Source organism: Streptomyces sp. NPDC025638 (assembly GCF_055558775.1).
On record NZ_JBVHLX010000013.1, the window covers coordinates 229,725 to 255,797 of the forward strand.

Consider the following 26,073-nt stretch of genomic DNA (forward strand, 5'->3'; position numbering starts at 1 on the left):
CGTACGCGAAGCTCCCGGAGCGGTACGCCGGACGCCTCAGTGGGCCACGACCGGCACCGCCACCTCGTCCTCGATGCCCTCACCGGAGGCCACCGTGGTGGTGTCCGGGCTGCCGGCGTTGACGAAGCCCGTGACGATCACCGCGGCGAGCACCAGCATGCCGACGGCGAACCAGATCGCGTTGGTGTAGCCGTGCACCATGCCCTGCAGCTGGACCAGCTGGGGCTTGGAGGTGGCGGTGGCGATGTGGTCCTTGATGTACGAGGTCGTCGCGGAGGCGGCGATCGTGTTCAGCAGGGCCGTACCGATCGCGCCGCCCACCTGCTGCGAGGTGTTGACCATCGCGGAGGCGACACCGGCGTCCCGGGGCTCGACGCCCAGGGTGGCCAGGGACATGGCGGGCATGAACGCCGTACCCATGCCGAGGCCGAGCAGCAGCATCGACGGCAGGACGGTCGAGGCGTACGAGGAACCGATCTCCAGCCGGGTCAGCAGGAACATGCCGCCCGCCGCGACCAGGAAGCCGGGGGCCATCAGCAGCCGCGCCGGGACGCGGGTCATCAGCCGCGTGCCGATCTGGGTCGAGCCGACCATCATGCCGAAGATCATCGGCAGGAAGGCGAAGCCGGTATTGATCGGCGAGTAGCCCTTCACGACCTGCAGGTAGTAGGTCAGGAACAGGAAGGTGCCGAACATCGCGATGATCGCGATACCGAGGGAGAGGTAGATGCCGCCGCGGTTGCGGTCGGTGACCACGCGCAGGGGCAGCAGCGGGGCCTTGACCCTGGCCTCGGTGACGACGAAGGCGAGCAGCAGCACCGCCGACGCGACGAACAGGGAGACGGTCACCGAGTCGCCCCAGCCGTCGGACTCGGCGCGGGTGAAGCCGTAGACCAGGGAGACCAGGCCCAGGGTGGACAGGATCACGCCGGGGATGTCGAGCGGGGAGCGGTTGCGGCCGCCCTCGGGCTCACGGATGACGAAGTACGCGCCGGCCGCCGCGACGATCGCGAACGGGATGTTGACGAAGAACGTCCAGCGCCAGTCCATGTACTCGGTGAGCACACCGCCGAGGATGAAGCCGACGGCGCCGCCGCCACCGGCGATCGCGCCGTAGATGCCGAAGGCCTTGGCGCGCTCCTTGGCGTCGGTGAACATCACGGCGAGCAGGGAGAGCGCGGCCGGGGCGAGCAGGGCACCGAAGGCACCCTGGAGGGCCCGGGCGCCGAACATCATCGCGCCGGTGGTCGCGGTGCCGCCGAGCGCGGAAGCGGCGGCGAAGCCGACGAGACCGACGACGAAGGCCCGCTTGCGGCCCCACAGGTCGGCTATCCGACCACCGAAGAGCAGCAGGCCGCCGAAGGCGAGCGCGTAGGCCGTGACGACCCACTGACGGTTGCCGTCCGAGATGCCCAGGTCCTGCTGGGCGGAGGGCAGTGCGATGTTCACGATGGTGGCGTCGAGGACGACCATCAGCTGGGCGAGCGCGATGAAGACGAGCGCTTTCCAGCGGTTGGCGTCGCCGGTCTGCGCGACGGCGCCGGGAGCCTTTGCGGCTGTTTCAGACATGGGTGTACCCACTTCGGGACTTCGTGACGGAAAAAGGTATTGAGGGGCGTTGAGTGGCGTTGAGTGGCGTTGCGTAAGAACGGCCCGCCCTCGTGGACGGCCGGAAGCTTGGTTGCGGTGATGACCGGAGTACGGCCGTGAACTAATCGATCGGGCGATGGATCGTCGGAGTCACGTATTCGTCGGGCTCGGCGTCGTCAGGTTTTCGTCGGGCTTTCGTCAGTCTGTGATCTGTGATCTGTGATGTTGATCTGTGATGTTGATCTGTGATGTTGATCTGTGGTCTGTGATCTGTGATCTGTGATCTGTGGTCTGTGATCTCTGGCCTGTGGTCAGACTCGGCGCAGGTCCTCCATGGTCACGGTCGTGCCCGGCAGGACGGATCGGGCCGGAGCCCGCAGCCCGTCCAGGAACAGCTGCAGATGGCGGTGTACGAACCGGTCGGCGCTGAGGCATCCCGTGCCGGCCAGGGGCCGACTGAGCTGGGCCACGGCGACCAGCAGATCCCCGACGCCCACGTCCGGGCGGAGCAGCCCGGCCTCCTTGGCCCGGTCCATGAGCTCTCCGACGATCCGCTCGACACGCTCCCGAGCGGCCTCCAGATCGGGGTGGTGCTCGTCGAAGGTGCTGGAGATCATCGGGCACAGGGCGGTGATCCGCTCGTCGGCGGAGACGTGCACGAAGCGCTCCAGCGCCTCGAAGGCGTCGCCGGTCTCCGCGAGGGCCTGCTCCGCCGCCCGCACCGTGCGGTCCATGACCGAGCAGACGACCTCGCGGACGAGGGCGTCGCGGTCCGGGAAGTTCCGGTACACCGTGGCGTTGCCGACGCCGGCCCGGCGGGCGATCTCGTCGAGCGGGGCGTCGGGGCCGTGCTCGACGAACATCTCCCGGGCGGCGGTGACGATCCGCTCCCGGTTGCGCAGGGCGTCGGCGCGGGGCCGGGCTGCTTTGCGCGCTGCGGGGTGCGGAGAAGTCACGGTCTGCACGGCGTACTCCTCGGTCGGGTCGCGAATGGCGATGCGGTCGGTCTACTGGCGCCGATCCGGCTTGGCGGTGCTGATCCGGCTTGCCGGTGGCGATCCGGATGCGATCCGGGGAAGTAATCCCCGTTTCGCTCGGACACAGGGCTAAACGGGGAAACGATCCCCGGTTATTTCCCACCCCCGAGGAGATTCCATGTGAGCTAGGTCACACCACTACCGGCGGGAAACCCACGATCGGCCCCTCCAGCGCGCGCCCGCAGCCCCGGCGACCCAGGGTGATCGAAAGGGTGCAGCCGGAGACCGGTGGCTGCCGTGGAGCGAGAGGTCCATGCATGCAGCCGCCGCCGATCTCCCGCCGGATACGCCCGCGCCGCGTGGCGGCCCTCACGGCCGTGACCGCGCTGATCCTCGCGGTCAGCACCTCGGCCGGGACCGGTCACCTCACGGCGGGCCCCACCTCGCGCGGGGCGGGCCCCATCTCACTCGCCCGCACCCCCGCCCTCAGCCCCTGTCTGATCAGCGGCAACCTCGACGTCCAGATGACGGAGGGCGTCCCCACCCCCGGCGGCTACTCCCGCTCCACCGGCACCGTCCACGCGCTGACCCTGATGGTCGACTTCCCCGACGCGCCCGGTGGGGGCGACGCGCTCGACCGTTTCCACGAGTTCTTCCCGCAGGCCCAGGAGTGGTTCCGCACCGCGTCCTACGGCCGCCTCGACTACCGCCCCGAGACCCCGATCCCGCACTGGCTGCGGATGCCCAAGCCGTTCGCGGCGTACGGCATAGAGCGCGGCGCCCCCTTCGACCCCGGCTACCGCCTGCTGGTCCAGGACATCGTGGCCGCCGCCGACCCCGAGGTGGACTTCCGCTCGTACGACCTGCTGAACGTGCTGGTGACCCCCAACGCGGGCCCCTCCGCCCTGGACACCGTGCTGTCCGTGACCTTCGCCGGCAACGCCGAGGCACCCGTCGCCGACGGCGTCCCCGTCGCCAACGCGTCCTTCGTCTACTCCCGCCAGGACGACGGCTCCGGCACCTACGACCGGACCGGCTACCGGGTGCTCCCGCACGAGAACGGCCATGTCTTCGGCCTGCCCGACCTCTACACCCAGGACGGCGGGGGCGCGGTCGGCCACTGGGACATCATGAGCGAGGACTGGGGCGCCAACAACGACCTGCTCGGCTGGCACAAGTGGAAGCTGGGCTGGCTGGACGCGAAGCAGGTGAGCTGTGCGGCGGCCCGGGGCAGCAAGGAGTACACACTGACACCGCTGTTCCGCACCGGCGGCCACAAGCTGATCTTCGTGCCGATCACCGCCCGCAGCGGCTACGCCGTCGAACTGCGCGCCCGGGGCGGCAACGACGAGACCGTCTGCCACCCGGGCGTCCTCATCTACCGGGTCGACGCGAATGTCGACACCGGCCGCGGCCCCATCACCGTCTACGACGCCCACCGCGGCACCGGCGGCTGCACCCGCAGCCCCAACGTCCACGCGGAACTCTCCGACGCAACCTTCGCCCCCGGCGAGACCTTCAAGGATCCCCGCAGGGGAATCACCATCGCGATAACGGCAGCGGACCTGGCCGGCGACTACAAGGTGCGGGTGACGCGGAGATAGCCAGCTGGGCCGGCCATCACGACAGGACGTACCGCAGCACCAGGCATACGGCCCACCGCCCCCGGCAGGCCCACGTGCCCCACCTCCTCCCCGAACTCACGACCAGGCAACCCGAATCCAGACGGACCCACAGACAGCGTCCCGCGCCACCGCGTACCACCGCCCCGACCCCCACACCCCCCCCCAACCAAATCCGGTACGCTGACGCCTGTGACCCAAGCGGCCACGATCCGCCTTCGTGGGATCTGTGGGAAATTCCGTCGTCGCAGCTCAGGCCTCTTGCCATGCGACGCCCCCAAACGCTGCAGCGCTGAATCCCAAACGCCTCTGCTGTGTTTTTGCAGCTCACGACCCGTGTTGTACTCGGCAAAACGAGGCGTGATACACCGCAATCTGTGCACGCCAGCGATGGCAGGGCGACCCCAGTTGGCCGCACACGCCTGGCGCTCTGAGGGTCAGGGGGCTCACCCATAGGAGGGCACACGGCTTGCTACTTGAATAGCCATCTGTGCAGTCTTGCAGTGTGCCCGCTTCCTCCAACCCACAGCAGCTCATCGACCGCCGCGTCCGCCTGCTCCTCCTCGATGACCAGGACCGCCTAATGCTGTGCGGCGGTTGCTGCAGCGGCTGGACCATCCCCCAACTATTACTCGCGCCTGGCACCGAATTTCGAGACGGAGCCGCCCAATACCTCGCCGAGCAGCTTCGCATCACCAACCCCCGCTTCGGATCTGTCTATGGAGTCCATGAAACACAGGATCTCAACTGTTGGGAGCACGACCGCCGCACCATTTCACACGTATTCATCGTGAGGATCAGTTCTGACGAGTCTGATTCGATTCAGGCAACTTCTCGGACACATGTCAGGTGGGGACTCGGCGAACTCAAGTCCCGTTACCGAGAAGTCTCGCCGGAGGAAGTCGTCCCCCTCGTCTCAGGCTACGTGGAGGGGTGGCTTCCCGATGGCCCCATCTCTCTCCACTAAGGCCTACCTGTAAATGATTCATGACGCATTGGGTGACCTGCTGGTTTCTGCATCACCCGGCGAGGACGAGGTTGCACAGGCGGGCGATGTCAAGCGCGACGTGGTGCGCTCCCTCTCCTTTCAGGCGGAAGTCGCGAAGAATCTTCCAGGTCTTGATCCGGGCGAAGGCGTGCTCGACGCGGGCGCGGACCTTGCGATTGGAGGCGTTGTGTTCCTCCTTCCAGACGAAGAGTGCGACTGACTCAACCTTCCGCGAGTTCGCGCAAGATAGCAGACGAGCCCCGAGAGTTCACGAGCACAACTGGTCGCGTTCCCCGCTTGGCAGTAATAAAGTCGGTGGCGGCATGCTTCGCCGATGCTGTCACCACGACAAAAACGTCAGCGTTGGCTGCCTGTGCGGCAAGTTTGCTGCTGCCGTCGTGTTCGGCGCTCGTCTCGATGTCGATCTTGGGTACCAGGATGCGCAGTATCTGTGCAGCCCGGGTGGTGGCCGACTCGGTGAGGGAGTACAGCACCACCTTTGAGTCCTGCAGGTAGCGGTAGGGCGCTCCGGGGTCGGCGTCCTGTGCTTGGTCGGCGAGCAAGTCTTCCGGGACACCGGCTCCCAGTTCGCCGGCTATGAGCTTGATGGCCTCAAGGTCGGTTGGGTTCAGTGCCGTCTTGAACGGCCTGACCGAGTTGGTGATCTTGTAAAAGAATTCAACAGTGGCGGGGCTCGTTGCTGCTGCCGATGTAGCTGTCGCCGCCTGCAGTATGTCGATCGCCCACGTCGTGGTCACAGCGGAGACGTTTACCGAGACGATGAGATCGGTCCACTCGAGCGCCGAGGCGAACACCGCGGAGGCGGGGTTGGCAGACAGCAGATAGTCCAGTAGGGCTTGGGTCTGCACTCGAACGCCGGCTGAGTTCTTGCCGCTGAGCGCGAGACCGGCGAGGACGCGTTCGCTGAGTTCGGCCGCTCCGTCTTCAGTGAAGACGTCGCGGTGCGCTGCCATGAACTGGCCGCCGAACTCACCGAGTTTGCCGAGTGTCTCGTCGGAGGCGTCGTGTAGCCATGTGGTCAGCGCACTGCTGCTCAACGGCGTCCACGTGTCAGTGATCTCGGGGCCGGCAGCCAGCGCAGCGCTGCCGTGGTCCCCGTCCAGAGCGTCCAGCCAGGTGCGCCAGTCCAGGTGGGGTCCGTCCTGCGTGAACTGCTCCAGCCAGGCAAGGTCATCGCGCAGGCGTGCACTCGCTCCGCCGATCAGGCCTTGCAGGTGATGCGTGGAGATGTACTCAAGTGCCAACGCTGCTTGCTGTGGTGACTGGAGATCGCGTGCACAGGTGAGGAGCAGGTATGCCGCGTGGAGGCTCGGTTCGAGCGTCAGCACGAGGTCGATGGCTGCCTGAAGTTCACCCCGGGCCATCATGCCGGTCGCGCGCTCGAGGGGTGATTCGCTCGGGGCTCCGGGATGATCCAGGGGAGCGGGTGGCTCCGACGGGGCCGTGGGCTGAGGGGCGTGTTCCCGGTGCAGGTGGAGCACGTTGCGCAGGTGAACCGGGAGGCCGGGTTCGATCGTGTCGGCTTCGTCGAGGAGTCGGTTGAGGGTGTCGTCTCCCGCGTCGTCTTCGACGGCGATGAGGAACTCCACGACGGCCTGCGCCCGACTCGTTGTCGGCGTGCCTGAGAACAGCGGCCGGAACGCCGCAGGGAGTTCGGCAACGGCACCGAGTAGTTCTTCCTCTTTGCCGGCTGCGTCGTGCGGGGCGAACCATCTGGCGTAGACCGCCTGCTGGATCACTTGGGTGACGCTCAAGGGGCGGCGCATGGCGAGGACGTGGTCGAGATCCCGGTCCCCGAGAACGGCCTTCCAGTCCTCGAGTCCAGCGAACAGCCTCAGTCGCAGGAAGGCCAGGTTCGACTGGTCGAGATCGGCGGTCGCCTCAAGTTCGCGCAGGCAGGCCAAGGCGACAGTACGGTCGCGGGCAGCGATGGCGTGTCCGAGGTCGTCGAGGACCTCGACGGTGGTCCGGGGGGCGTCGAACTCCGAGGGCGGCCGGCCGTTGAGGAGTTTGCTGAGTACCAGCAGAGCGTCGCGTACCTGGCCTCGCGCGTGTATCCACGCCTTCGAGTCCGTTGTCCGGCGGGGCAGCACTTCAAAGCGCAGTGGCTTGACAGGTGCCTGTGCCAGTGCGGCGTCGAACGGGTCAGTCGGGTTGAGGGCACCGCGTTGGCGGGGCAGGTCGCTGAAGGTGGGACCGATCCAGCTGTCGAGGAGGGCGAGTGTCTCGCGCTGCTGGCGCGGGGTGGGGGCGAAGCCGTACCACCACAGACGGCCCTGGAAACTTCGCGGCAGGAATCCGATCTGGCGCTGCTGGATGCCTGCCATGAAATTCTCGAGTATGAGGTGCAGGTTCGGTTCTACCTGTGTGGGCGTGATGTCGTTGCCTGGACCGAAGAATTCCTTGAAGTCGATGCTCATGGCAATTGGTACCTGTTCTGGTATTCGACCCAGGCGCGGGCGATCTGGTCGGGGTCGGATACGACGGTGACGCCTTCCTGGTTCACTCTCTGGCCGAAGAAGGTGAAGTTCATCGATCCGTGAACGTGGAAGCGGTCGCTCACCATGCCCTTGTCGTGCAGTGTGTTCCGGGTGAGCAGGGTCGGCCGTGGCCCCACCGGGGCGAGGTCGGCGAGGCGTTGTTTTATGACGGCGTTGCGCGGCTCGTCACGCATGATCACTTGGACGTCCGAGCCTCGGCGGGCGAGTTCGACGAGTACTTCCGTCAGCCGGATGGGTCGGGCCGGCAAGGCGGGGAGCATGCTCTTGAACTGTCCGGATGCATTGTCGATGACGACAATGTCCGAGATCCATGGGGACAGTACCCACAGGCGGCTTGACGGCGCCAGCAGTTCGGCCACCAGGAGGTTCTGCAGCAGATCGGTGAGTTGCCGGGTCTCACCGGCCCCGAGGGTTGTGAGCCTTCTCATGCCGATACCTCGGCAAGTTCGAGGGTGGCCACGAGGCTGCCCTCAGAGCGGTGGTCGATCTCGACGACTCGTGGGAACACCTGGAGAAATTCCGTTTCGATGGCGCGGATCGACAGATCCACCAGCATGTCTGCCAGAGCGGATACGTCCTCGGGAGGCGCGATGAGCTGGGCGGATCCCTGTTGGGCCAGGCGCGTGCGCACCAGGTTGTCCGCGTCAGGATCTGTCACGCTGATGAGGTCGCCCGTGGACGCAAACAGCCCCCGGACCAGATCGGGTGCGGCCGGCGGATTGTCGAAATAGGGGTTCCACGACTGCAGTGCTGCCGAGCGTATGGCCCATCCACGTGGCCAGAGTGCGCTTTGGATGGCATCGATACGCTGACGGTCCGAGGAGTTCGCGGACAGGTTCAGTCCAGCGTCCAAGTCATGCCTCTGACGCATCAGATAAGCCCAGGTACGCGGCGAGATTTCAAGACCCAGACGTTGCTCTTGGATCTCCCACTCGTCGATGAGGGTACGCAGTGCCTGGTCCGTCTGTGCAGTCGATCCGGGCCGGAGCTGGCGGTTCGCCATGCTCGAGACGACGGACTGCTCCGCGCCGTGGATGCCTGAGGCGCGCAACTGTGCCCGTATGCGGTCAAGGTTTTTCACCCGGTCCGCCTGCGTCGCCGAGCCCCGGTATGCGGCAACGAGGTCGAGCCAGTCTCTGCGCTCGGTGGTGTAGCGCACGATCCGCCGCATGTGCGCGTCGACCAGTTCGCTGGTGGAGGGCTGGACGGCTCTCGTGATCAGCCGCAAGAACCGCCGCGGGTCGGGGCGTACGCGCGTCGCCAGCGCTTCGATGAAGCCGCCGCCGCCGATCGAGGCTTCGGTGAGCCAGACCTGGCCGTGGCGCCATGAGCCGTCGGGGGCGTAGCCGGGTTCTATGTCGACGATGATGCCTTCGGGGTCGTGCTCGGGGCAGATCTCCCGGGCGGCCCACAGAGCCGCCTGTCCAAGGGTGGCAAGGACGCGCTGGCGCAGCCAGGCGTGGAATTGTGCGGGGTCGGGGTTCCAGACCTGGTCCGTCAGGTGGTCCAGGCGGGCAATGATGTCCGGGTCGGCGAGGAGTTGGCGCAGTCGCTCGCCCACGCGGCCGAGTGTGGCGCTTTCGCTCTCCTCGACGTCCGAACTGCGGAACATCGCCCTCAGGGTGTCCGTCAGCCGGTCGGCGAAGGTTTCCCGCACCGTCTGGTAGGCGTGGGGAAGCGATGTGCCGTCGGTCACGGCGGACATCAGCAGCATGCACTCTATGGTCTGGTGCAGCCATTCCAGCTGGAACTTGTTCATCTGTTCCAGCAGTTCGGGATCGTTCGTCAGAACGTGCTGGAACCAGACGCTGCGCAGAGCCGGGTCGAGGTCGCCGGGCGGAACAATCATGTCCGGCACCGTGATGGTCAGGCGCAGGCCGTCCACGTCGTAGGCGGCTCCCAGACCGACCCGCTCGTCATCGAGCGAGAACTGTGTTTTGACCCGGGCTTCGCCGCCGCGGTCGAAGACCAAACTGGCCTCGCTCTCGACGGCAAGACGGCGGACCTCAACGTGGGCGTTTTGAGCGTGCAGGAAGAAGCGTGCTTCGTCGATGAAGCCGCCGATGGGGTCCGACAGGGGAAGGCGGGCGACCATGCCGAGGCCCCTCTCCAGGAACTGGGATCGCCAGGCCAGGGCCGCGTTGGAAGCATCCTTGAGTTCTGGCGGCGCCAGTTGGAGGTCCACCCTGTCGGGACGGACGATGGGGATGAGGGTGGGGACTCCGCCGACTTCGACGGTGGCAGCCTCTTCCCGATGGTGCGCTGGGAGGACGGGGGCGAGGTCCATGACGGTCTCGCGCTGCCCGTAGGGAACGGGGATCCAGTGCCGGTGCTCGAGGTTGCGCGTGGCAAAGCGCCGTGACACGCGTCCGGGCGCGTATTCGCGCAGCATCTGGGCCAGGCCCATCGCCTGCAGTTCGGGTTCCTTCTCCCACGGCTGCTGCGGGGGTATGACCACGTGCCCTTCGGGAAGCGCGAGTTCGCTGAAGAGGTTCTCGGGGAAGAAGTCGGGCAGCGGATTCTTGCCCATCGTGTCCTTGCCCCTGGCGTACGTGTGGTCCTCCGCGACGGCCCACTCGTTGTCCAGCCGCCGGGCCAGCGTGGGCACGGCCGCCAGGATGAGCGGGCGAGGGGGGTGCCACAGGATCTCGGCGGCCAACTCCTCGGGCACCTGGAGTGCGCCTTCGATCCACAGACGGAGGCTGCGCTGGCGGCCAGGGTCGCGCAGCAGGTCGCGCAGGATGGCGACGGCTGTCTGCTGGACCTTGCGGTTGTCCGGGTAGTCCGGATCGGCAAGACCCTTCAAGTCCCGCCACAGCTTTGCGTACCGGTGATCGGGCTGCAGTTGGTCCGCCAGCCAGTCGAGCATCGCCAGGGTGGCTTGAATGCGCAGGACCGCCCGGTTGCGGATGGGGAGCACCAGTTCGGGCAGGACGGGGTCGAACAGTGCATCCCAAGCCTCGTAGGTGGCACGGTCGCGTCCGTAGTCGGAGAGCACCACCACGGTGTAGGGGCGCATGCTGCGGCTTCGGCCGGCTCGGCCCTTGCGCTGCAGGAATGCGGCGACGCCGCGTGGCGCCTTGTGCTGCAGCACGGCGCCGACGTCTGGATCGTCGAAGCCGACCTCGAGCGAGGCGGTTGCGACGACGAGTTGGGACGCGGTGTCGACTCCCGCGTCTTGCGAGGTGGTCCGGCTCACGTTGAGGCCGGGGCGGCTGAGGGCGTGGCCCAGTTTCACCGGCAGGTCCCAGGCCTGGCCGGCGCGCCGCTGGTCGGTGAGGTTGTCTTGCCCGGGACGTCGCAGGGATGCCAGGGGGTCTTTGAACTGCTGGGTACGGGGGGCGCGGTAGCGCTGGCCTTCCGCGTCGAGGAGGTAGAAGAAAAGCCGGTTGGTGACGTCGAGGTCGTCGGTGAAGACGAACGCCTTGGTGCCCAGAAGTCCCTGGGACGTGCGCCCTGCCGGGTGGTCGAGGACGCGCGGGAGGAGCATCGCCGTCTGGATGGTGGTCGACAGCACGGAGGCGCCGCTGGTGGGGTCGCTGCGCACTGCGACCATGTATTCGGCGCCCTCGTACTCCATCTCGTCTGCGCCCGGTTCGATGTTGGTGACGAGTCCGTCGTCAACACCCGTCAGATCGGCCATGTGGCGAACGGCGTTCGACAGCGTCGCGGACAAGCCGACGAAGGTGACCGGACTGCGCAGAGCGTGGTGCCAGCGCCGCAGGACGAAGGCTGCCTGGGCGCCGGTGGTGCCGCTGTAGGTGTGGATCTCGTCGAGCAGCATCAAGCGGGGTTTCTTGGCCGCGCCGACACCGAACAGTTTACCCAGCGACAGGTCGGACAGACCGCGGTTGAGCATCTCGGTGGTGGTGAACAACACGTCCGGCGGCCGCTGACTCATCCGATACCGGGTCAGGACCAGCATGGAGTCGTCGAACACGCGCTTGCAGGTGCCGCAGGTCAGACGTTCCGTTCTGGCCCTGGCATCCTGCTCGGACCAAAACAGTGCGCCCCCGCACACGGTGTATCCGTCACCGGGACAGGTGAAGTGAGGGCACTGAAAGCCTTCGGCCCGTTTCGTCCATGCGGAATAGGAGGCCGTCAGGCTCTTCATGCCGGTCGGGGTGTCCTTGTTGAGCACCCCGATGGTCATGGGCCGGCCGTTGGTCTTCTTCCACAGGTCGTCGAGCCGCCGGGCGTGCACGAAAGCGGTGTTGAGTTGGTCCTTGAGGAGTTCGTTGCGCGGGTAGACGGCGAGCGCACGCGTCCATGCCGACTCGTCCTGGAGTCCCGTCAGGTAGGCGAAGGCCGGCAAATAGAAGGCGAGTGTCTTGCCGCTGCCGGTGCCGGCACCCACGACGGTGGCGGTGGTGATGTTGGACTGCAGGGCCGTGAAGATCTGGCGGCCGGCACGGACCTGGAAGCCACTGAGATCATCGTGTCGGGGATCCCGCCACGTCATGGCATCGACGACCTGGCGGTAGAGGTCGTGGAGGGCATCGGTGCCGTCGATGACGGCGTGTCTGGACTGGTCACGCCGGGGGTAGGCGCGGGGGCGCCGGGCGTAGCGGAAGTCCGAGACGAGCGCGGCGCCTTGGCGCCAGGCCGTCGCCGGGTCGCCGGAAGGGAAGATCTGGCGCAGTCGGGCCAGCAGACGCAGCGTCTCGCCGTTGCGGGTACGCCACCGCGCCGGCGAGACCGCATCATCGCGGATGATCATGCCCTTGTCCTCGAGGGCCTCGATTGCCTCCTGGGCAGTGCCGAGTTCGCCGCGCTTCAGAAGGACGTCATCGACGTGAGCGTGCAGTTCGTCGTCGGTGAATCCGCCGTCGACAACGCCCCAGGACAACAGGGGGTCCTCATGTACTTCGAGGACGCCGAGGATTTCGCTCTCGGTCTCAGAAGTCACCGCAGCCTCACCCAGAAGCGGTCCAGGATTCCCAGCCTCGATAGCCCGGCAAGGACCTCGGGAGTGAAGGAGTTCAAGGGCGTCCCGTTCCCTTCCTGGGCACCCGCGATCACTCGGGCGAGGGCCGGGTCGACCAGTGCGGTGATCTGCTTGCCGCATGCCCGGAGGCTCTCCAGCGCCGCGGCCAGCCTGGCGATGTCGCCTGGTTCGGGGACAGCGCGGTTTTTCAGGACATTGAGCACGCCATGCGCCTTCTCGATCTCGTTGCGAATCTCTTCCACGTCGATCCCGCTCTTGCTCAGCGTAGCGACGAGATCCTCATTGATCACCGGTACTTCACGGTTGCGTTCAGCAGTCCATGCCTGCTCGACGGACCCGCGAAGGCCCTTGACGAAACCATCGGCTGCCTTGACATGCGCCTTCAGTGCTTGCGGTGGGGTATCGGCGTCCTGGCTGGGAAGCGTTTCGGCGAGCACGTGCAGGTCTGCGGCCAGTTGGGCGGCCTGCGGACCGAGGCCTGCGTCGAAAGCGGCATGGACTGCGCGCAGTTCGGCCACACCCCGGCTGAGGCGCTGCATCGTCTCGATGAGCGTCTCGACGTTATCGGCCTGCCCGGCCAACTCGCCGGTGCGGCGGTTGATCTTGTCCTGGTCATGGGCAGCGACCGCTGCTACACGCAGACGCTGGACTTGTTCGATGAGCGTCATGCGCCCCCCTCGCATCCGGCCACGTCCATGACCTCACGGCTCAAGGTCTCCAGTCCGGCCACGAGCCGCTGGAGGGTGTCGTCGTACTCGCGCTGGGCTTCCGAGGCGGGTCCGGCCTGGAGTTTTAGCTCCAGTGCGTTCACGGCTTCCAGCGCAGGGTCGAGCCAGGCTCGGATGCGCAGGGCCGGCCTTTCGTCCAGGTTCATCAGGCGCAGGCGCTGATCGACGGTGAGGGCGGGCCAGGCGTCGAGACCCTCAGTCAGGTCTGTCACCTTCTTCAGATCACTGGGTTTCACCGACTTCGCCGCGTCGTGGAGGGCGAGCAGGTTGATCGAGTTGGCTGACTGGCCAAGCGCCGCCAGGTCGGAGAGCAGGGTGTTGAGGGCCTGGGCCACCTGGGCGACGTCACCGCCGAGATCGCTCACGTCGGGTGCCAGCCGTCGGGTTTCGTCGAGCATCGGATCCAGCATGGTGGTTCGCTTCTGAATGTCGTCCGCCGCTTTTCTGATCTGCTCGGGGACGTGCTCGGGCCAGGGCGCCTCCGCTGCGTCGTCGCGCATTGCGCGCACAAGGCGGGGCAGATCAATGGCCAGCGGCTTGCCGGCACCTTGGCGGTAGGACGTCAAGCGGAGCAGTCTCTGCTGAAGGAGGTTTCGATCCGCTTTCGGGTCGACGAAGCGGTCCTGCAGCTTTCGCATGTGGGGCCGTTGCACGGGATCGGCCAGCTTCGGCGAGTTGGCGAAGAGCGCCTTGACCCGGCTGAGTGCGTCGCTCTTGTACGAGTCAGCGATCCCCAGGGCCTTACTGACGGACAGAAGAGCGTGCGCGAGCCGGCCCAGTTCGGCGTCGTCGCCTTCCGACGGAAGGAGGACAGCGGACACGCTGTCCGCCCATTCCTGGACCCTGTTCACGCACAAGCTCTGCAGCGCGTCTCCTTGCGGCACGTCCTCCCAGGACTCCTTCGCATTCACCCAGGCGAGGGCACGAAGAACGCGGACGTCCTCCACGTTGCGGTGGTCGATCGAGATCAGTGCGGTCTGCAGGGCACTGCCGTCCAGCGCGATCGAGGTGTTGGCATCAAAGCTCGGCTTGAATTCCGCCCTTGCCTTGGTCCAGTCTCCGCTGTCGCCTCCGAATCCGTCCTCGAGCCCCAGACAGCCGATGACGGCGGTGTGCACGATCTTCCGGAGATCGTTGCGGTGGCTCTGCACAAGCTGGCCGGTCTTGTGCCATTCGTCGACCGCCTGGACCAGAGTCGGCTTCGAAGCCGCCGGGGACGGCGTCGGCGGGTCCACCACAACGAGTGTCTGCATACCGTCCAAGGGCCAGACGGGTTCTTGCACTGACGGCTGATGCGGGAGGGTCTGCTGCTCGGTGATGAGGTCAGGCAGGGGCGGGATGGCGAATGCTTCGTGGATCGTCGGGTGCAGGTTCTGCGGCCCGTGACCCGGCCCCCAGAAACGCACCATCCGCACGCGGCGCTCAGAGAGTTCGGGGTCACCTGGCGTGCGCAGCCGGACCTGGTCCTCGACGTTGTCGAGGATGTCCAGCGCGCCGGTGCGGAAGTCGCTCTCGAATCCGGTGCTGGGAAAGCGGCCTTCGTCGAGTTCGGTCTGGTCGCGGTGGAGGACGGGGCGCAGGACGCGGGTCAGCACGTCGCGGGCGATGAAGGCATCGCCCTTGGACTGGCTGCGGATGGCCCGGTCGAGTGTTGTCCTGCTGAACGGGAACAGGCCGACGCCTTCAACCTCCCCGAACGCCTGGTGGCACTTGTCCCGGACGGGGCATTGCAGACAGTGGTTGGGCTCCGGGTGCTCGTCCGTGCGGTGCTTATCGATCTCCTGGGAGCCGACGCGTACTGCGTTGAGGTACCGGGCGACGAACCGTGCGGGGTCGAACGGGGCTGTCTTGTCCGCGGGAAGTTCGAGATCGAAGACCTTGTAGGTCCGCGTGTATACCGTCTCCGGCATCTGGTTGACGAAGTAACCAGTGGTGACGGCCATGACGACACGCATCGGGCACAGGGCGAGCGTCTCGGTGGGCAGCAGGGTGATTGCGTCGATGAGGCCGCCCTGGATGCCTTGGAAGATCGAGAAGTCCTCGATCAGGAGGAGGAGTTCCAGCCCCTGCCTGTGCAGGTCGAGGCGCAGTTCGACGAGGAGTTGCTTGAGGTCGTCTCCCCCGATCCCGAAGACCTCGCTGACCGCCGGCCCGAGTTGTTCGTTGAGCATCTTCGCTGCCAGGTCCCGCAGCGGGGCGTCGCTGGCAAGTGCGCTGGCGACACTGGCGGCGTCGGCGCCGGCCTTGCTGACATCGTCGACCGACAGGTCCAGGTCTGCCGCGGTGAAACCGAACGCGTCCTCCTTGTCCTCCGAACCCTTGCCGGAGAGCTTTTCCCGGACCAGACGCGCGATGGGGCCGTTGTCGGCGAGCAACCGCCTGCGGAAGACGGGGTCGCCCAGCAGTGCGGGCAGGCCCTCCGCGGAGGCGAGGAAGGCGCGGAGATCGTTCTCCTCGGGTGTGCCGTCTTTGTCTGCTCCGCGGGTCTCGACCAGGACAGCCAACTCGTTGCGCAGGCGCAGTTGTGCTGTGGTTTCGTCCGCGGCAGCGTCTGAAGCAGCGGCGACCTTGGCACGCAACTCCGCGGCGCGTTCGCTGGTGGCGTGTTCCAGGATGAGTTCGAGGATCCCGCGCAGCGACATGCGGTGTTTGGGGACAAAGATCAGCCGGGTCGCGTCGTTGGGCTTCAGGTTGATGCGAAGCCAGCGGATCAGGTGCGACTTGCCTGTGCCCGACTTCCCAAGGATGGGGATGATGGGCTGGTCCGCCGGCAGTTCCTCGACGGCGCGCCGCAGGTTGTGTTCGTCGACGATGGTGCCGCCGACAGCGCTGTCCACCCGGTCGCGCAGGAGGATCGGGATCGAGGTGTGCGTGGCGAGGAAGACCCCGTTGGAAGTGCTCTCCGCCTCGACCGGAATGATGGCCGGGGCCTCACGGGCCTCCCAGCATGCAGCAGGAAGAGTGCCCCGCCAGGTCATCGCTTTCCTCCTTGAACCAGGGTGACGTGCGTTTGGCGTTGGCTGTCGAATCGCGACAGCCGGATGCCGTCGGCGTCCGGCAGGGTGTCGAAGACAAGGCGGCCGCGGTCCTGCAGGATGCGCAGCGCCTGACCTACCGAACTGTCGGCGCAGTCTTGCGCGATGCCCGGGTCGGGGTCTCCGCCGGGAAGGTACGCCACAAGGGAGGCGCGGACGAGGCCGCCGTGCAGCACAGGCAGTTTGGCCGCCAACTGGCCCAGGAAGTCGCCGATGGGCATCTGTCCGGCAGGCAGTTCGTCCAAGACGTCGTTGATCGCCACGGCAGGGAGGGGCACAAGTCCCGATCTGGCCTGCACGAGCGAGGGTGCCGCGAGGCCAAGCGCCTGTCCCCATCGGGCGCTGGGACCCCAGCGGGTGTCGTTGGTGATGGCCCAGGTTTCATTGTCCGGGTCCGGGAATTGCGCGTGCTGGAGGGCCTGAACGCCGCTGGTCCACGACAGGGGACGCCCGAGCGCGTCCTGCGCGAGGAACCACGACATCGCTCTCAGCAGATCACGTCCCCCGCCGGTAAGGCTCTCTCCCGGGCCGGTCTGCCACGGGTCTCCGTCTCGGTCCAGATCGAGAGCATGCTTTTGGAGGGTCCGGCGGAACGCCGCCGGCGACAGGGTGTCCCCCGTGGCAGCGACGGTGTCGCTCACGGTGATCACACCTGCCGTATCGCTGCAGAGCATCCCGATCGCCCGGAAGGTGGACAGGGTGTCCGCGACGCCTTCAGCGGAGGAGATGGCCTCGTTCAGGCCTGGCGGTCTGAACGCCTCGATCAACTCTTCCTCGGTCCAGGCCCGTCGAGATCCGGCTCGGGATCCGGTGAGGAAGTTGATGACGGAGCGGCCAAGGGCCGGAAGGCTTCGCGGTGGGTTCAGAACAGCCATCAGAGTCTCCTGAGGAAGTCGTCAATGGTCCAGTGAGGGCTGCGGATGCTCTTGATGAGGGCATCTGGGTAGGCCGGGTCGGGCATGTCTTCGGGGACGACCACGACGCGCAGCGGTCCGCTGGTGGGGGCGAGCCATGACAGAGGCGGCGTCTGCCCGTGGTCCATCAGGATCAGACTCGGCACCGAGAGGCGCGCAGGTACCCCTCCAGTGCGCAGGGGGTCCACGACGACCAGGCCCTCGTCGCCGAACCGCGAGGCCGTACGAATGGCCGGGAGTCCAAGCAGCGCGGCGGGGGCGACGATGCCGCGTACGCCGTTGGTGACGCATGACTGGATGAGGTTGCTCAGGGCAGTCCTGAGCCGTCCGCTGGGGTAGGTGACCACAATGCTGCGGTGGCCGGCGGCCAGCTTCGCCAGGGCTGCGCTGGGGCTTCTGCCGAGATCGGGCATGAGCGCTTCTGCGACGAGGGGACGCGCGGTGCGCAAGATAGGCTGGTGCACGTGCCCCTCAGCGGGGCATCCGGAGCACGCGGGCGCCACATTCTGGCTGGCCCTCATCGCACCTATGTCCGTGTAGGTGTACTCCTCGCTCAGTACGCGTCCCCAGCATTCTCTTCTTGCCAACAGGCGGGTGATGCGCGCGGTTGAGGCGGCTTCGGCGTTCTTGATCTCCGTGCGGGTCCGTTGCAGGGCAGCCTCAAAAGTCTTCCGGTCCAGGTTGGCCACGTGCGCTCTGAGCCGTACCGGGACGTGGCTCACGAAGGCCGTCCACTCCTTGTCGAACCGTGCCTGCCATGCCTGCTCGGACTCGCCGGGTATGCGCTCGACCACCGGGGGGGCCAGCCTTGCGATGGTGATGAGGTTGGCGCGTTCCATGAGGACGAGCGTGTTGCGGTTCCACAGTTGGTTGGCGTCCGAGGGCTCGTCGCCGTGCTCGGGTACCACCGTGGTGTCCAGGACCAGACCGTTGCCCGCCTCCTTCGGAGACCGGTCCTGATCCCGCATGGCTTGCCATCGGTTCCACGCCTTGACGTCCCCGATCACGGTCGCGTTCTCGACTTGCTGGCCTTCGGTCTCGTCAGGCACGGCGGGAAGCCAGACCGACAGCGCCGCGTGGCCGTCGCGTCCGGCGCGGCCGACTTCCTGGTAGAAGCGGTCGACCGAAGCAGGGACGCACGCGTGCACCACGGTACGGACGTCGCTCTGGTCCACTCCCAGACCAAAAGCGCTGGTGCCGACCACGATGTCGGTCGTGGTCGGCCCGTCGTCGCCGGACCATCCGCGCATGATGCCAAGACGCTCGACAGAACCGAGGTCTCCGTGGAAGACGGCGGTGCGTGCAAACCCAGCAGCCCGCAGGCGCTCGGCGATGATCCTGGCGGGCTCCTTCTTGGTGGTGTAGATGATCGCCGGCCGCGGAAGGTGGTGCATCGCCTCGGTGAGACGGTCCATCCGGACGTCGGGGGAGGTGGTGGTGCCCAGGAGGTAGCGCAGTTCGGAGCGCAGGAATGTCGATCCGACGAACAGTGACTCGGCGCTGCCGGCGAAGAGTCGGTCGTTGAGTGTGAGGCTGGGTGCCGACAGCGTTGCGGACAAGAGTGTGACGCGTGGCGGGGGGTGCCCGGCACCGGTGGCGAGTTCTCGCAGTTCGCCCACGAGTGAGGCGACGATCTGGAACTCTGGCCGAAAGCTCAAGCCCCACAGGCGCACCAGGTGCGCCTCGTCGATGACCAGGCCGGTGAGCTGGCCGGTTGTCGCAAGGGTGCGCAGCGTCGAGGTGAATCCTCGTACGAGGGCTTCGGGCGAGGTGAGAAGGATCCGCTGAGTTCCCTCGCGCAGGCGTTCCTTGATGGCTGCGCGTTCCTCGCTGATGCGGTCGCTGTGATAGGCCAGTTCGCGAGGAAGCACGGACGCCGGGAATCGCTTGCGCAGGTGGCGTTCCTGGTCGAGTGCCAGGGCGATGGTGGGCAGCACCACGATGGTGGTCCCGCGTGCGCGAAGCAGTCCAGGGGCCAGACCGACGAGGGATTTGCCGGTGCCGGTGGGCAGGACGACGTGCAGAGTGGAGGCCGGGTCCGCCAGGGAGGCGGTGCGCACTGCGCTGGCCTGGCTGCGTGAGCGGTAGTGGTCGATGTCGGGAGCGATCGCGTGCAGGGCTGGATCGACGGGCACTGGACTGTTCGGGCGGGCGCTGGTCTGCACCGTGGTGTTGCCGGTGCCGATGAACGGACCGGGGCTTGCGCAGGCGAGATCGATCCAGCGGGGGTCGCCGTGGAGCCAGTGGGGCGTCCAGGCATCACCGAGGCGCACGGTGTGCCGTGTGGCGCCGAACCGTTCGACACGCAGGTGTGCTCGCTCGAGCGCCTGCAGGGCGACTCCGCGTTCGTGGAGGTTGATCTCCAGTTCGTGGTGGCGCTGGCCCGTCACGCCGGCTTGATGGCGAAGCATCTGAGCCAGCAGGGCGGCGATGTCGCCGCTGAAGGCGGGCCCGGCAAGGGGCGAGCGCCAGGCGTCGGCGAACCGCCGGTGGGGGCCGGTGAGCTGATCTGTCGATGCCTCTTTTCCCAGGACCATGCGCTGGACGATGTCGAGTTGAGCGGTCACGCGCACCCGTCCTGCTCCGGGCTGCGGCCCGAGACCACGACCACACCGGTGCTGTCCAGGCGGAGCGACGGTGTCTGGAGGGCTGTCATCAGCGCTTGGCCCGCCAGCGCTTCCGTTTCCACTTCTTCCTCCAGTTCAGCGCGCTCGTTTCCCTTCGCGCGCGCGGCACGCAGTCTCAACTGCCGCAGTCGGGTGGCGATGTCGGTCTCGGCCAGAGCCAGGGCCCGGGTGCGGGTCGCCTCTACGGCGTCGTCGCTGTGGACCAGGCGCTGGGCACTGTGTTCAGCAGCTCGCCAGCGTGGCGCCCATCGGTCGGCCGGGATGAATTCGTATGCGTGTTTGATGCGCTCTGAGTTGAGGGCGAAGTCGCCTCCGGGCTCTGCGGGCGCCGGCTTGGCATAGCGTGCCTGCAGGGCATCGAGGTGGCGCCCGTCGGAGATGGGTGTGCCGTCCGCGTCGGTCCACACGGTCGCGATGAGCGGCGGGAAGAGCGCGTCGGCGCGGCGTCGCAGCGACGGCAGGTCCACCAGGTCGCTGGTCCAGGCTGCAGCGAGTTGGTCGAGCAGGTCGCTTTCCGGGCTGGCTTGCAGCGGCTGCGCTTCGATGGCGTAGTCGAAGCGGTACGCGAGGCGCTCTGCGTAGGGCCAGGCGGGGATCCACCGCCACATGCCGAAGGCTCTCCCCCGGTCGTCGTTCCACAGGAAGTCCGACACGGCATCGATGAACTGATCGCCGTAGCGGTAGAGGCGGACGTCTTCGTGCTCGACGGCCACTTTGCGCACGAAAGTGCCGCGGTGTCCTGCGAGCGGGACGAAGTCGCGCTGCAGTCTCGCAGCCGATACCAAGGGCATCTGGACCTGTCCGGCCGTCCGCCGGCTGACGGGTTCGTAGCTGCCGATCGCATGGGCGGGGTCACCTGCGGGGGCGAACCGCAGGTTCCCGGCCGCCCGCCGCGAGGACAGCAGTGCATCGGTGACGTCGGCGAACGAGTCTGCCTGGCTCTCCGATGCCATCATCCGCCCGTACACCGAGCGCTCGTCGGCGGGGGCTTCGATACTGTCCAGGGCGTCCTGTTCCTGTACGCGTTTGACCTCGTCCTCGAGCATGGTGCGGACCATGCGGATGGCGTCGGGTGCGGCATCGGCACCGTGCTCGAACAGCAGGTCCCAGGCGGCGTCTGTGGCGGCGTCCACCGCATGCTGCAGGCTGGCTATCGACGTGTCGAAGACGGCGAACCCTTCGTTGAGGATCTGCATCCACGCTGCGGCAAACGACTGCGGGTCGGTCGTCTCGGCCACCCAGTAGGAGCGCCAGGCGCCGCCTTCGCCACGGGCGTCCCAGCGGTCGCACCGGCCGATACGCTGCTCGAGGCGGTTTGCCCTGGGCGGCAGGCCCACGTGGATGAGGAGATCGGCGAACTGGAGGTTGCGCCCTTCTTCCGCTGAGTGGTCGGCAACGAGGACGGCTGCCGTCCGGCTCTGCTCGAAATCCCGCACTGCCTGCTCGGAGGCTGCGGGCGAGTCGCTCGCCAGGTGCTGGTAGACAGCCCCAGGAAGCACTTCCTTGAACGCGCCGGCCAACTCCCCTGCCAACTGCGGGGTCGGGCAGAAGACGACCACCCGCTCACGTGCTTTGAACAGGTAGGTCAGTGCATCGGCCAGCGGTCGTGCCATGTCGCGGCGGCGACTGACGAAGCGCAGGTCACTCTCGATGCGGTCGAGCGCGTCCTGCTCGCCCGGCGTGGCGGCCACTCGGGACTGGGCCCACGCGCACAGGGCGTCCGGGTCCAAGGACAATGCCACGGCCGTCGCGAAGGCCGACGCTGCCTCGCGGCGGGCCTCCTCGTCGAACTCACAAGCAGCAAGAGCCTCCTGGCGCCAGTTGTCCAAAAGGGAGGCAAGGCCGGCAAAAGCGGACGAGGGAAGAACCACCTGCTGGGGGCGCAGACGCCCGGTGACCCGGTACGACTCGTGCAGCGCAGCGGTACGACGGGTGCGCAGCATCCGGCGGTGGACCCGATACACCTCGGACACATAGGTGCGCAGCGCGCCGATCGCAACGGCCAGCGCATGCCGGTCCGGTCCTGCGACTGCCTGCCTGACCTCACCGATCAAGGCGGCGACTTCAGCGTCTTCAGGGAACGCGGCGCCGATCTCCGTGAGGCGCTTGTTCAGCAGCACGCCAGGAAAGTGGGGCTGCAGTCCAAGGAACAGCCGGCCCAGCGCGGAACGCGCCTCCATGCGCCTTCGCAGGTCCTCGGCCGTCGTCTCCCGGTACACGGCCGGGTCGAGCAGTTTGAGCATCGCCAGGAAGGCACGTTCGTTGTGCAGCGCGGGCGTCGCCGACAGCAGCAGCAGGCGCGGGCTGGCGGTGGCAACCTCGGCAAGGCGCGTGTAGCGGCTGGACAGTTCGGGCTGCTCGCTGTGCGCCAGGCGGGCCAGATGGTGCGCCTCGTCGACCACGACGAGATCAGCCGGTACCCACGTGTCGGGTGCGTCATCGCGGGAGTACATGATGCGGGCGCCCGGGAAGTCACCGGTGCGGAACTTGCCCGACAGTTCGCGGCGCCATTGCTCCACGAGGAACGGCGGGAGAATCAGTTGCACGGTGAGGTCGGGCTGGTCCAGCAGGAGTTCCCGCACGACAAGGCCGGCCTCGATCGTCTTGCCAAGACCGACCTCATCAGCCAGGAGGTAGCGCTGCACCGGGTCCTGCAGCACGCGCCACACGGTCTCGACCTGGTGCTCGTACAACTCGATACCGCTCGAGAGGGCGCCGCGCATGCCATGGGCCGCCGAACGCTGCGTCAGGGTGCTCTGCAGGAAGGGGCGCCGCATGTCGGCCAGCAGAGGCGATTCCAGCAGTCCGGCGCCGGCAAAGCCGACGGGGTCGGTCAGCGGCTGGTCCCAGCGGACATACAGGTCCGCTTCGGCAAGGTATCCCTCCCAGTTGCGCGCCCGCACGTGGATGTCCCGATGGGCTGTGGAGTCGATGACGCGCCCGGAACGCCATGCGGTGCCCGTGTGCCAGAACACCCGCGTCTCGGGCGCCAGCGTGAACCGCCTGAGCCCCTCCCTGGGGACGGTGTGACGACGGCGCTCGTCGGGATGCTGTCCTGGGGTGTCGAAGTACTCGAGGATCAGGCCATCGCCGTCCTTGCCCACCAACTTACCGGCCCCCAGCGTGTTAGCGCTGGATACGAGCAGGTCACCGCGGTGCAGCGCCGATTTCCGAGCGGGGCGAGAGCTGCTTGCCGAACGGCTTGCAACTGTTGTGCGGGGTCGGGCCGGGGCCGCCTTGACCGTACCGTCGGCGGAGCGCGAGCCGCGGCATTGAGGGAAGCGCGAGCAGCCCCAGAAGTAGGCGCCTGCGTTGGGCCCGCGGGAGGCGAACTGCATGATCATCCCTGCACCACACCGAGGGCACCGGACAGCATCATCCGTCATCATCGGGCAACCCCTGAAAGAACTACGCGGGCAGGCGCCGCCGAAGGCTGGGGATGATGCACACGGCCCGGCGCCACTCTGCCGGACTGCCGGGACGACCGAGGAGTGCACACACACAGGTCCTGCGGCCGCTGGGTGGCGGCAGCGTCAGGCAGGGGCGCGTCCGGAAACAGCGGGACGCCCGTATGGTGTGCCACGGGGCCGCTGCACGGCGCTGACTGTCGACGCAGAGCACCGCGCTCGCAGGCTGGGCAACCGGCCGGCCGACGCGTCGGGGCATGGACCTGCGCAGCTGTGCGCTGCGCCTGTAGCACGGATTCCGATATCACTTCACGGCGAACGAATGCTGCGCTCTTCCCCTTGCGCGAGACGACCCGCCCGAACCCCCGATAAGCAGCAAAGAAGACCAAATCCCCCACGCTCAGCGTCGGCATTGCACTTCCTTCACAAGGTGCTCACATCCAGCTGGTTGCAGCGTAAACGGGGCCACTGACAGTGCCTCCGCCTGGGTGTACCGGGCTGCTGCGGCACCGCGATGGAAAAACGCCGTACACCATGATGGAAGCTCCCCCTGCCCCGCTCTACGTCACCGCGGCCGCGTATCGACTTGCCCGGCCCTGCCCCCTACGGGGTGTACAGCACACGTTGGCGGTGATCGTGCCGTTCACGGTCCATGGAATAGTCGATCCACGAGGTACGTGCAAGGCGATCGGCTGTTTCCGACCGAAGCAGTGTGTCGGCGGAGCCGCTCGGGAGGAGGTTCGGGCTGGGCCGATCAAGCCCGATGCAGCCATTCAAGTCGGCAAGTGCAGGTGGGTGTTCGACGTGACAGCGGGGCGACTCGGGCGCTGCGCGCTCGACGGCCAACGACATGGGGAGATCGGTGCATTGCGCCGACTGCGTCACTGGCCAACGGTGCGATGAAGAAAACCTGTTCCTAGGGCTTGCGCCTACCTTGTCCTGCTGGTGTGGGAGGGGCAGCATTCGCTGCAGGATGGTGATGCTCGCTCGTCCCTGCATCCCACCAGCGTTGGCGCTGACCGTGGGCAGAACTGAAAATTCGCTGCGCGGTGCGCCTGCCGCCAGACGGCCGATGGTGCCCTGTCTGCTGTAGGTCGGTGGCGGCAACGCGCAAGGCGACCGCCTTCTTCTTGCCAGCGCTTCGGCTGCCTTGGCGTGGACTCTCGGGGCTCGGCGGCAGACAGCCTTACCTGGTCAAGCCGGTCTCACCGTCCCAGACGAGGGCACATCTCGACGCAGCCGTGCTGCCACCCCGCGTGGGCAGGTGTGTTGCAAGGAACTTCCCTGCCTCCTCGCACGTCTCGCTCGCGCTCCGGCGGCCGAGCGTCTCCCCGCTCCGCTTCGGTTGTACGTGCCTGGAGCGCCGTGCCAGCCAGGCACGACGCTGGCACCGCACCGATCGTCACGGTCCCAATGCCAGCACCCCGGTGGGCAGGGTATACGCGGCAGCAGCCCTTCGTGCTACTGCCGAGTGCGGGCCTCCATCGGATGGTGCAAAAGGTTGGCCGACAGGCGAGATCCGGGATCACCGCGCCCGGAGCCAGGGCACGGTGAACGGGTGTGCAAGGTCAGTTGCGGACGGCACGTACCAGCAGGTCCGTAAGCAGGCGGATGTCGTTGGGGGTGTTTTGCAGCCCGTTCCAGCGGCGCTGCTCGCCGTCGGCGAAGCGCCACATGCCTGAGGTCCAGGCGGTCACCGGCATGAGGCTCAGGACAGCGTTGCGGACCTGGTCGCAGTCGACGTCTTTGGCGGGCATTCCGTCGGTGAGGGTGTCCATGACGAAGCCCATGGCCTGGATGCCGACACCGTGGGTGAGGCGAGACTGGCGAGGCGGAAGTTTCCAAGCGTCGCTGAAGGTTTCCTTCACGATGTTCCAATACGCGCGCAGGTGCTCCAGCATGCGCTCGACGTCGCCGGAGCCGTCCTCGGGGTTGCGGTACTGGTAGAGGGCGCCTTCGAAGAGGCTGTGTTCCAGCATGCGCAGCAGGCTGGTGTCCTTGATATTGCCGTGCGGGGAGGTAGGGCTGGCGATTCGGCCGTAGAAGGGGCCCTGGCCGTCGGTGTTGAGGCGGGTCATCAACTGGGCCGGCAGACGCTTGCGGGCGTAGGCAGGGGGGAGGTGGCCGCTGGTTTCCGGCAGCAGCTCGTGGATGAGGCCCTTGGGCAACGGCTTGGTGGAGTTGACCAGGATGAACTGGGAGCGCTGGTCTTCTTGATTGTCGGCGATGAACCCGACTGCGGCGACGGGGAATTCGGCCAGGTCCGCGTCGCGGATGGCGGCGCTGCGCTGCTGGCCATCCACGATTAGGGCGGGCTTGTCCTCGTCGGTGAGGGATTCGTCGACCGGGATCACCAGAACTCCGGGGACTGAGTAGTCCACGCCGGCATTCGGGCGGATACCGGTTTCGAACCGGACGGTGTCGTCGAAGGCCAGGACGAGCGCGTTGGGGAGCATGGCGCGCTCGGACTCGAGGTAGCGGCGGATGCCGCGGATGTGGCTGAGGACCTCGGGCCGCTGGTATCCCTGCAGTTCGCTGGTGTCATTGCGGCGGACGCGGGAGACGGCGGCGAAGCTGTGGAGTTTCTTCCCGTCGACGGCAAAGCAGTAAATTTTCCGGTTGCCTTGGCGCACTTCAAGTGCGGGAAGCCTCAACTCGTATCGGTCGGCCATCACATCTCCTGGCAGGGTTTGAAAGAAAAGCTAGAGGGGGGCG

The 26,073-nt window shown here is 67.0% G+C and carries 12 protein-coding genes and 1 pseudogene; 1 reads left to right on the forward strand and 12 read right to left on the reverse strand.

Annotated features, from left to right (window positions below; all coding sequences use genetic code 11):
* Nucleotides 1-36: 36 nt before the first annotated feature.
* Complete coding sequence (locus ACZ4EG_RS31165) at nucleotides 37-1,569, reverse strand: MFS transporter (protein ID WP_467792915.1); 1,533 nt, start codon at nucleotides 1,567-1,569, stop codon at nucleotides 37-39.
* A 332-nt stretch (nucleotides 1,570-1,901) separates the two neighbouring features.
* Nucleotides 1,902-2,555: a TetR/AcrR family transcriptional regulator gene (locus ACZ4EG_RS31170; RefSeq protein WP_467792916.1), complete on the reverse strand. Its 654-nt coding sequence runs from the start codon at nucleotides 2,553-2,555 to the stop codon at nucleotides 1,902-1,904.
* A gap of 329 nt (nucleotides 2,556-2,884) precedes the next feature.
* On the opposite strand from ACZ4EG_RS31170, the gene ACZ4EG_RS31175 reads away from it, so the two are divergent.
* Nucleotides 2,885-4,171: a M6 family metalloprotease domain-containing protein gene (locus ACZ4EG_RS31175; RefSeq protein ID WP_467792917.1), complete on the forward strand. Its 1,287-nt coding sequence runs from the start codon at nucleotides 2,885-2,887 to the stop codon at nucleotides 4,169-4,171.
* Nucleotides 4,172-5,208: 1,037 nt separating this feature from the next.
* Here the strand turns inward: ACZ4EG_RS31175 and ACZ4EG_RS31180 are convergent.
* From ACZ4EG_RS31180 to dbpB, 10 genes and pseudogenes are all read right to left on the reverse strand, one after another.
* Nucleotides 5,209-5,379 (reverse strand): annotated as a pseudogene (locus ACZ4EG_RS31180) (IS5/IS1182 family transposase); the annotation flags it as partial.
* 19 nt (nucleotides 5,380-5,398) lie between these two features.
* Complete coding sequence (gene dpdD, locus ACZ4EG_RS31185; RefSeq protein ID WP_467792918.1) at nucleotides 5,399-7,618, reverse strand: protein DpdD; 2,220 nt, start codon at nucleotides 7,616-7,618, stop codon at nucleotides 5,399-5,401.
* Nucleotides 7,615-8,127 carry a phospholipase D-like domain-containing protein DpdK gene (gene dpdK, locus ACZ4EG_RS31190; protein ID WP_467792919.1) on the reverse strand — a complete coding sequence of 171 codons (513 nt, stop codon included), beginning with the start codon at nucleotides 8,125-8,127 and terminating at the stop codon, nucleotides 7,615-7,617. Before dpdK ends, dpdD begins: the two co-directional genes overlap by 4 nt.
* Complete coding sequence (dpdJ, locus tag ACZ4EG_RS31195) at nucleotides 8,124-12,608, reverse strand: protein DpdJ (RefSeq protein ID WP_467792920.1); 4,485 nt, start codon at nucleotides 12,606-12,608, stop codon at nucleotides 8,124-8,126. The genes dpdK and dpdJ overlap by 4 nt, the downstream gene beginning before the upstream one ends.
* The gene (locus ACZ4EG_RS31200; RefSeq protein WP_467792921.1) at nucleotides 12,605-13,315 is read right to left on the reverse strand and encodes a hypothetical protein; all 711 of its coding nucleotides are present in this window, start codon (nucleotides 13,313-13,315) and stop codon (nucleotides 12,605-12,607) included. Before ACZ4EG_RS31200 ends, dpdJ begins: the two co-directional genes overlap by 4 nt.
* Nucleotides 13,312-16,353, reverse strand: a complete 3,042-nt coding sequence (gene dpdH, locus ACZ4EG_RS31205; RefSeq protein WP_467792922.1) for a protein DpdH — start codon at nucleotides 16,351-16,353, stop codon at nucleotides 13,312-13,314. The genes ACZ4EG_RS31200 and dpdH overlap by 4 nt, the downstream gene beginning before the upstream one ends.
* Nucleotides 16,350-17,285, reverse strand: a complete 936-nt coding sequence (gene dpdG, locus ACZ4EG_RS31210; protein WP_467792923.1) for a protein DpdG — start codon at nucleotides 17,283-17,285, stop codon at nucleotides 16,350-16,352. The genes dpdH and dpdG overlap by 4 nt, the downstream gene beginning before the upstream one ends.
* Nucleotides 17,285-19,891 (reverse strand): protein DpdF, encoded by a 2,607-nt coding sequence (gene dpdF, locus ACZ4EG_RS31215; RefSeq protein ID WP_467792924.1) that lies wholly within the window; start codon nucleotides 19,889-19,891, stop codon nucleotides 17,285-17,287. The genes dpdG and dpdF overlap by 1 nt, the downstream gene beginning before the upstream one ends.
* Complete coding sequence (gene dpdE / locus ACZ4EG_RS31220; protein WP_467792925.1) at nucleotides 19,888-23,295, reverse strand: protein DpdE; 3,408 nt, start codon at nucleotides 23,293-23,295, stop codon at nucleotides 19,888-19,890. Before dpdE ends, dpdF begins: the two co-directional genes overlap by 4 nt.
* Before the next feature lie 1,631 nt (nucleotides 23,296-24,926).
* On the reverse strand, nucleotides 24,927-26,030 hold the full coding sequence (dbpB, locus tag ACZ4EG_RS31225) for a DGQHR domain-containing protein DpdB (protein ID WP_467792926.1): 1,104 nt from the start codon (nucleotides 26,028-26,030) through the stop codon (nucleotides 24,927-24,929).
* Between the last annotated feature and the right edge of the window lie 43 nt (nucleotides 26,031-26,073).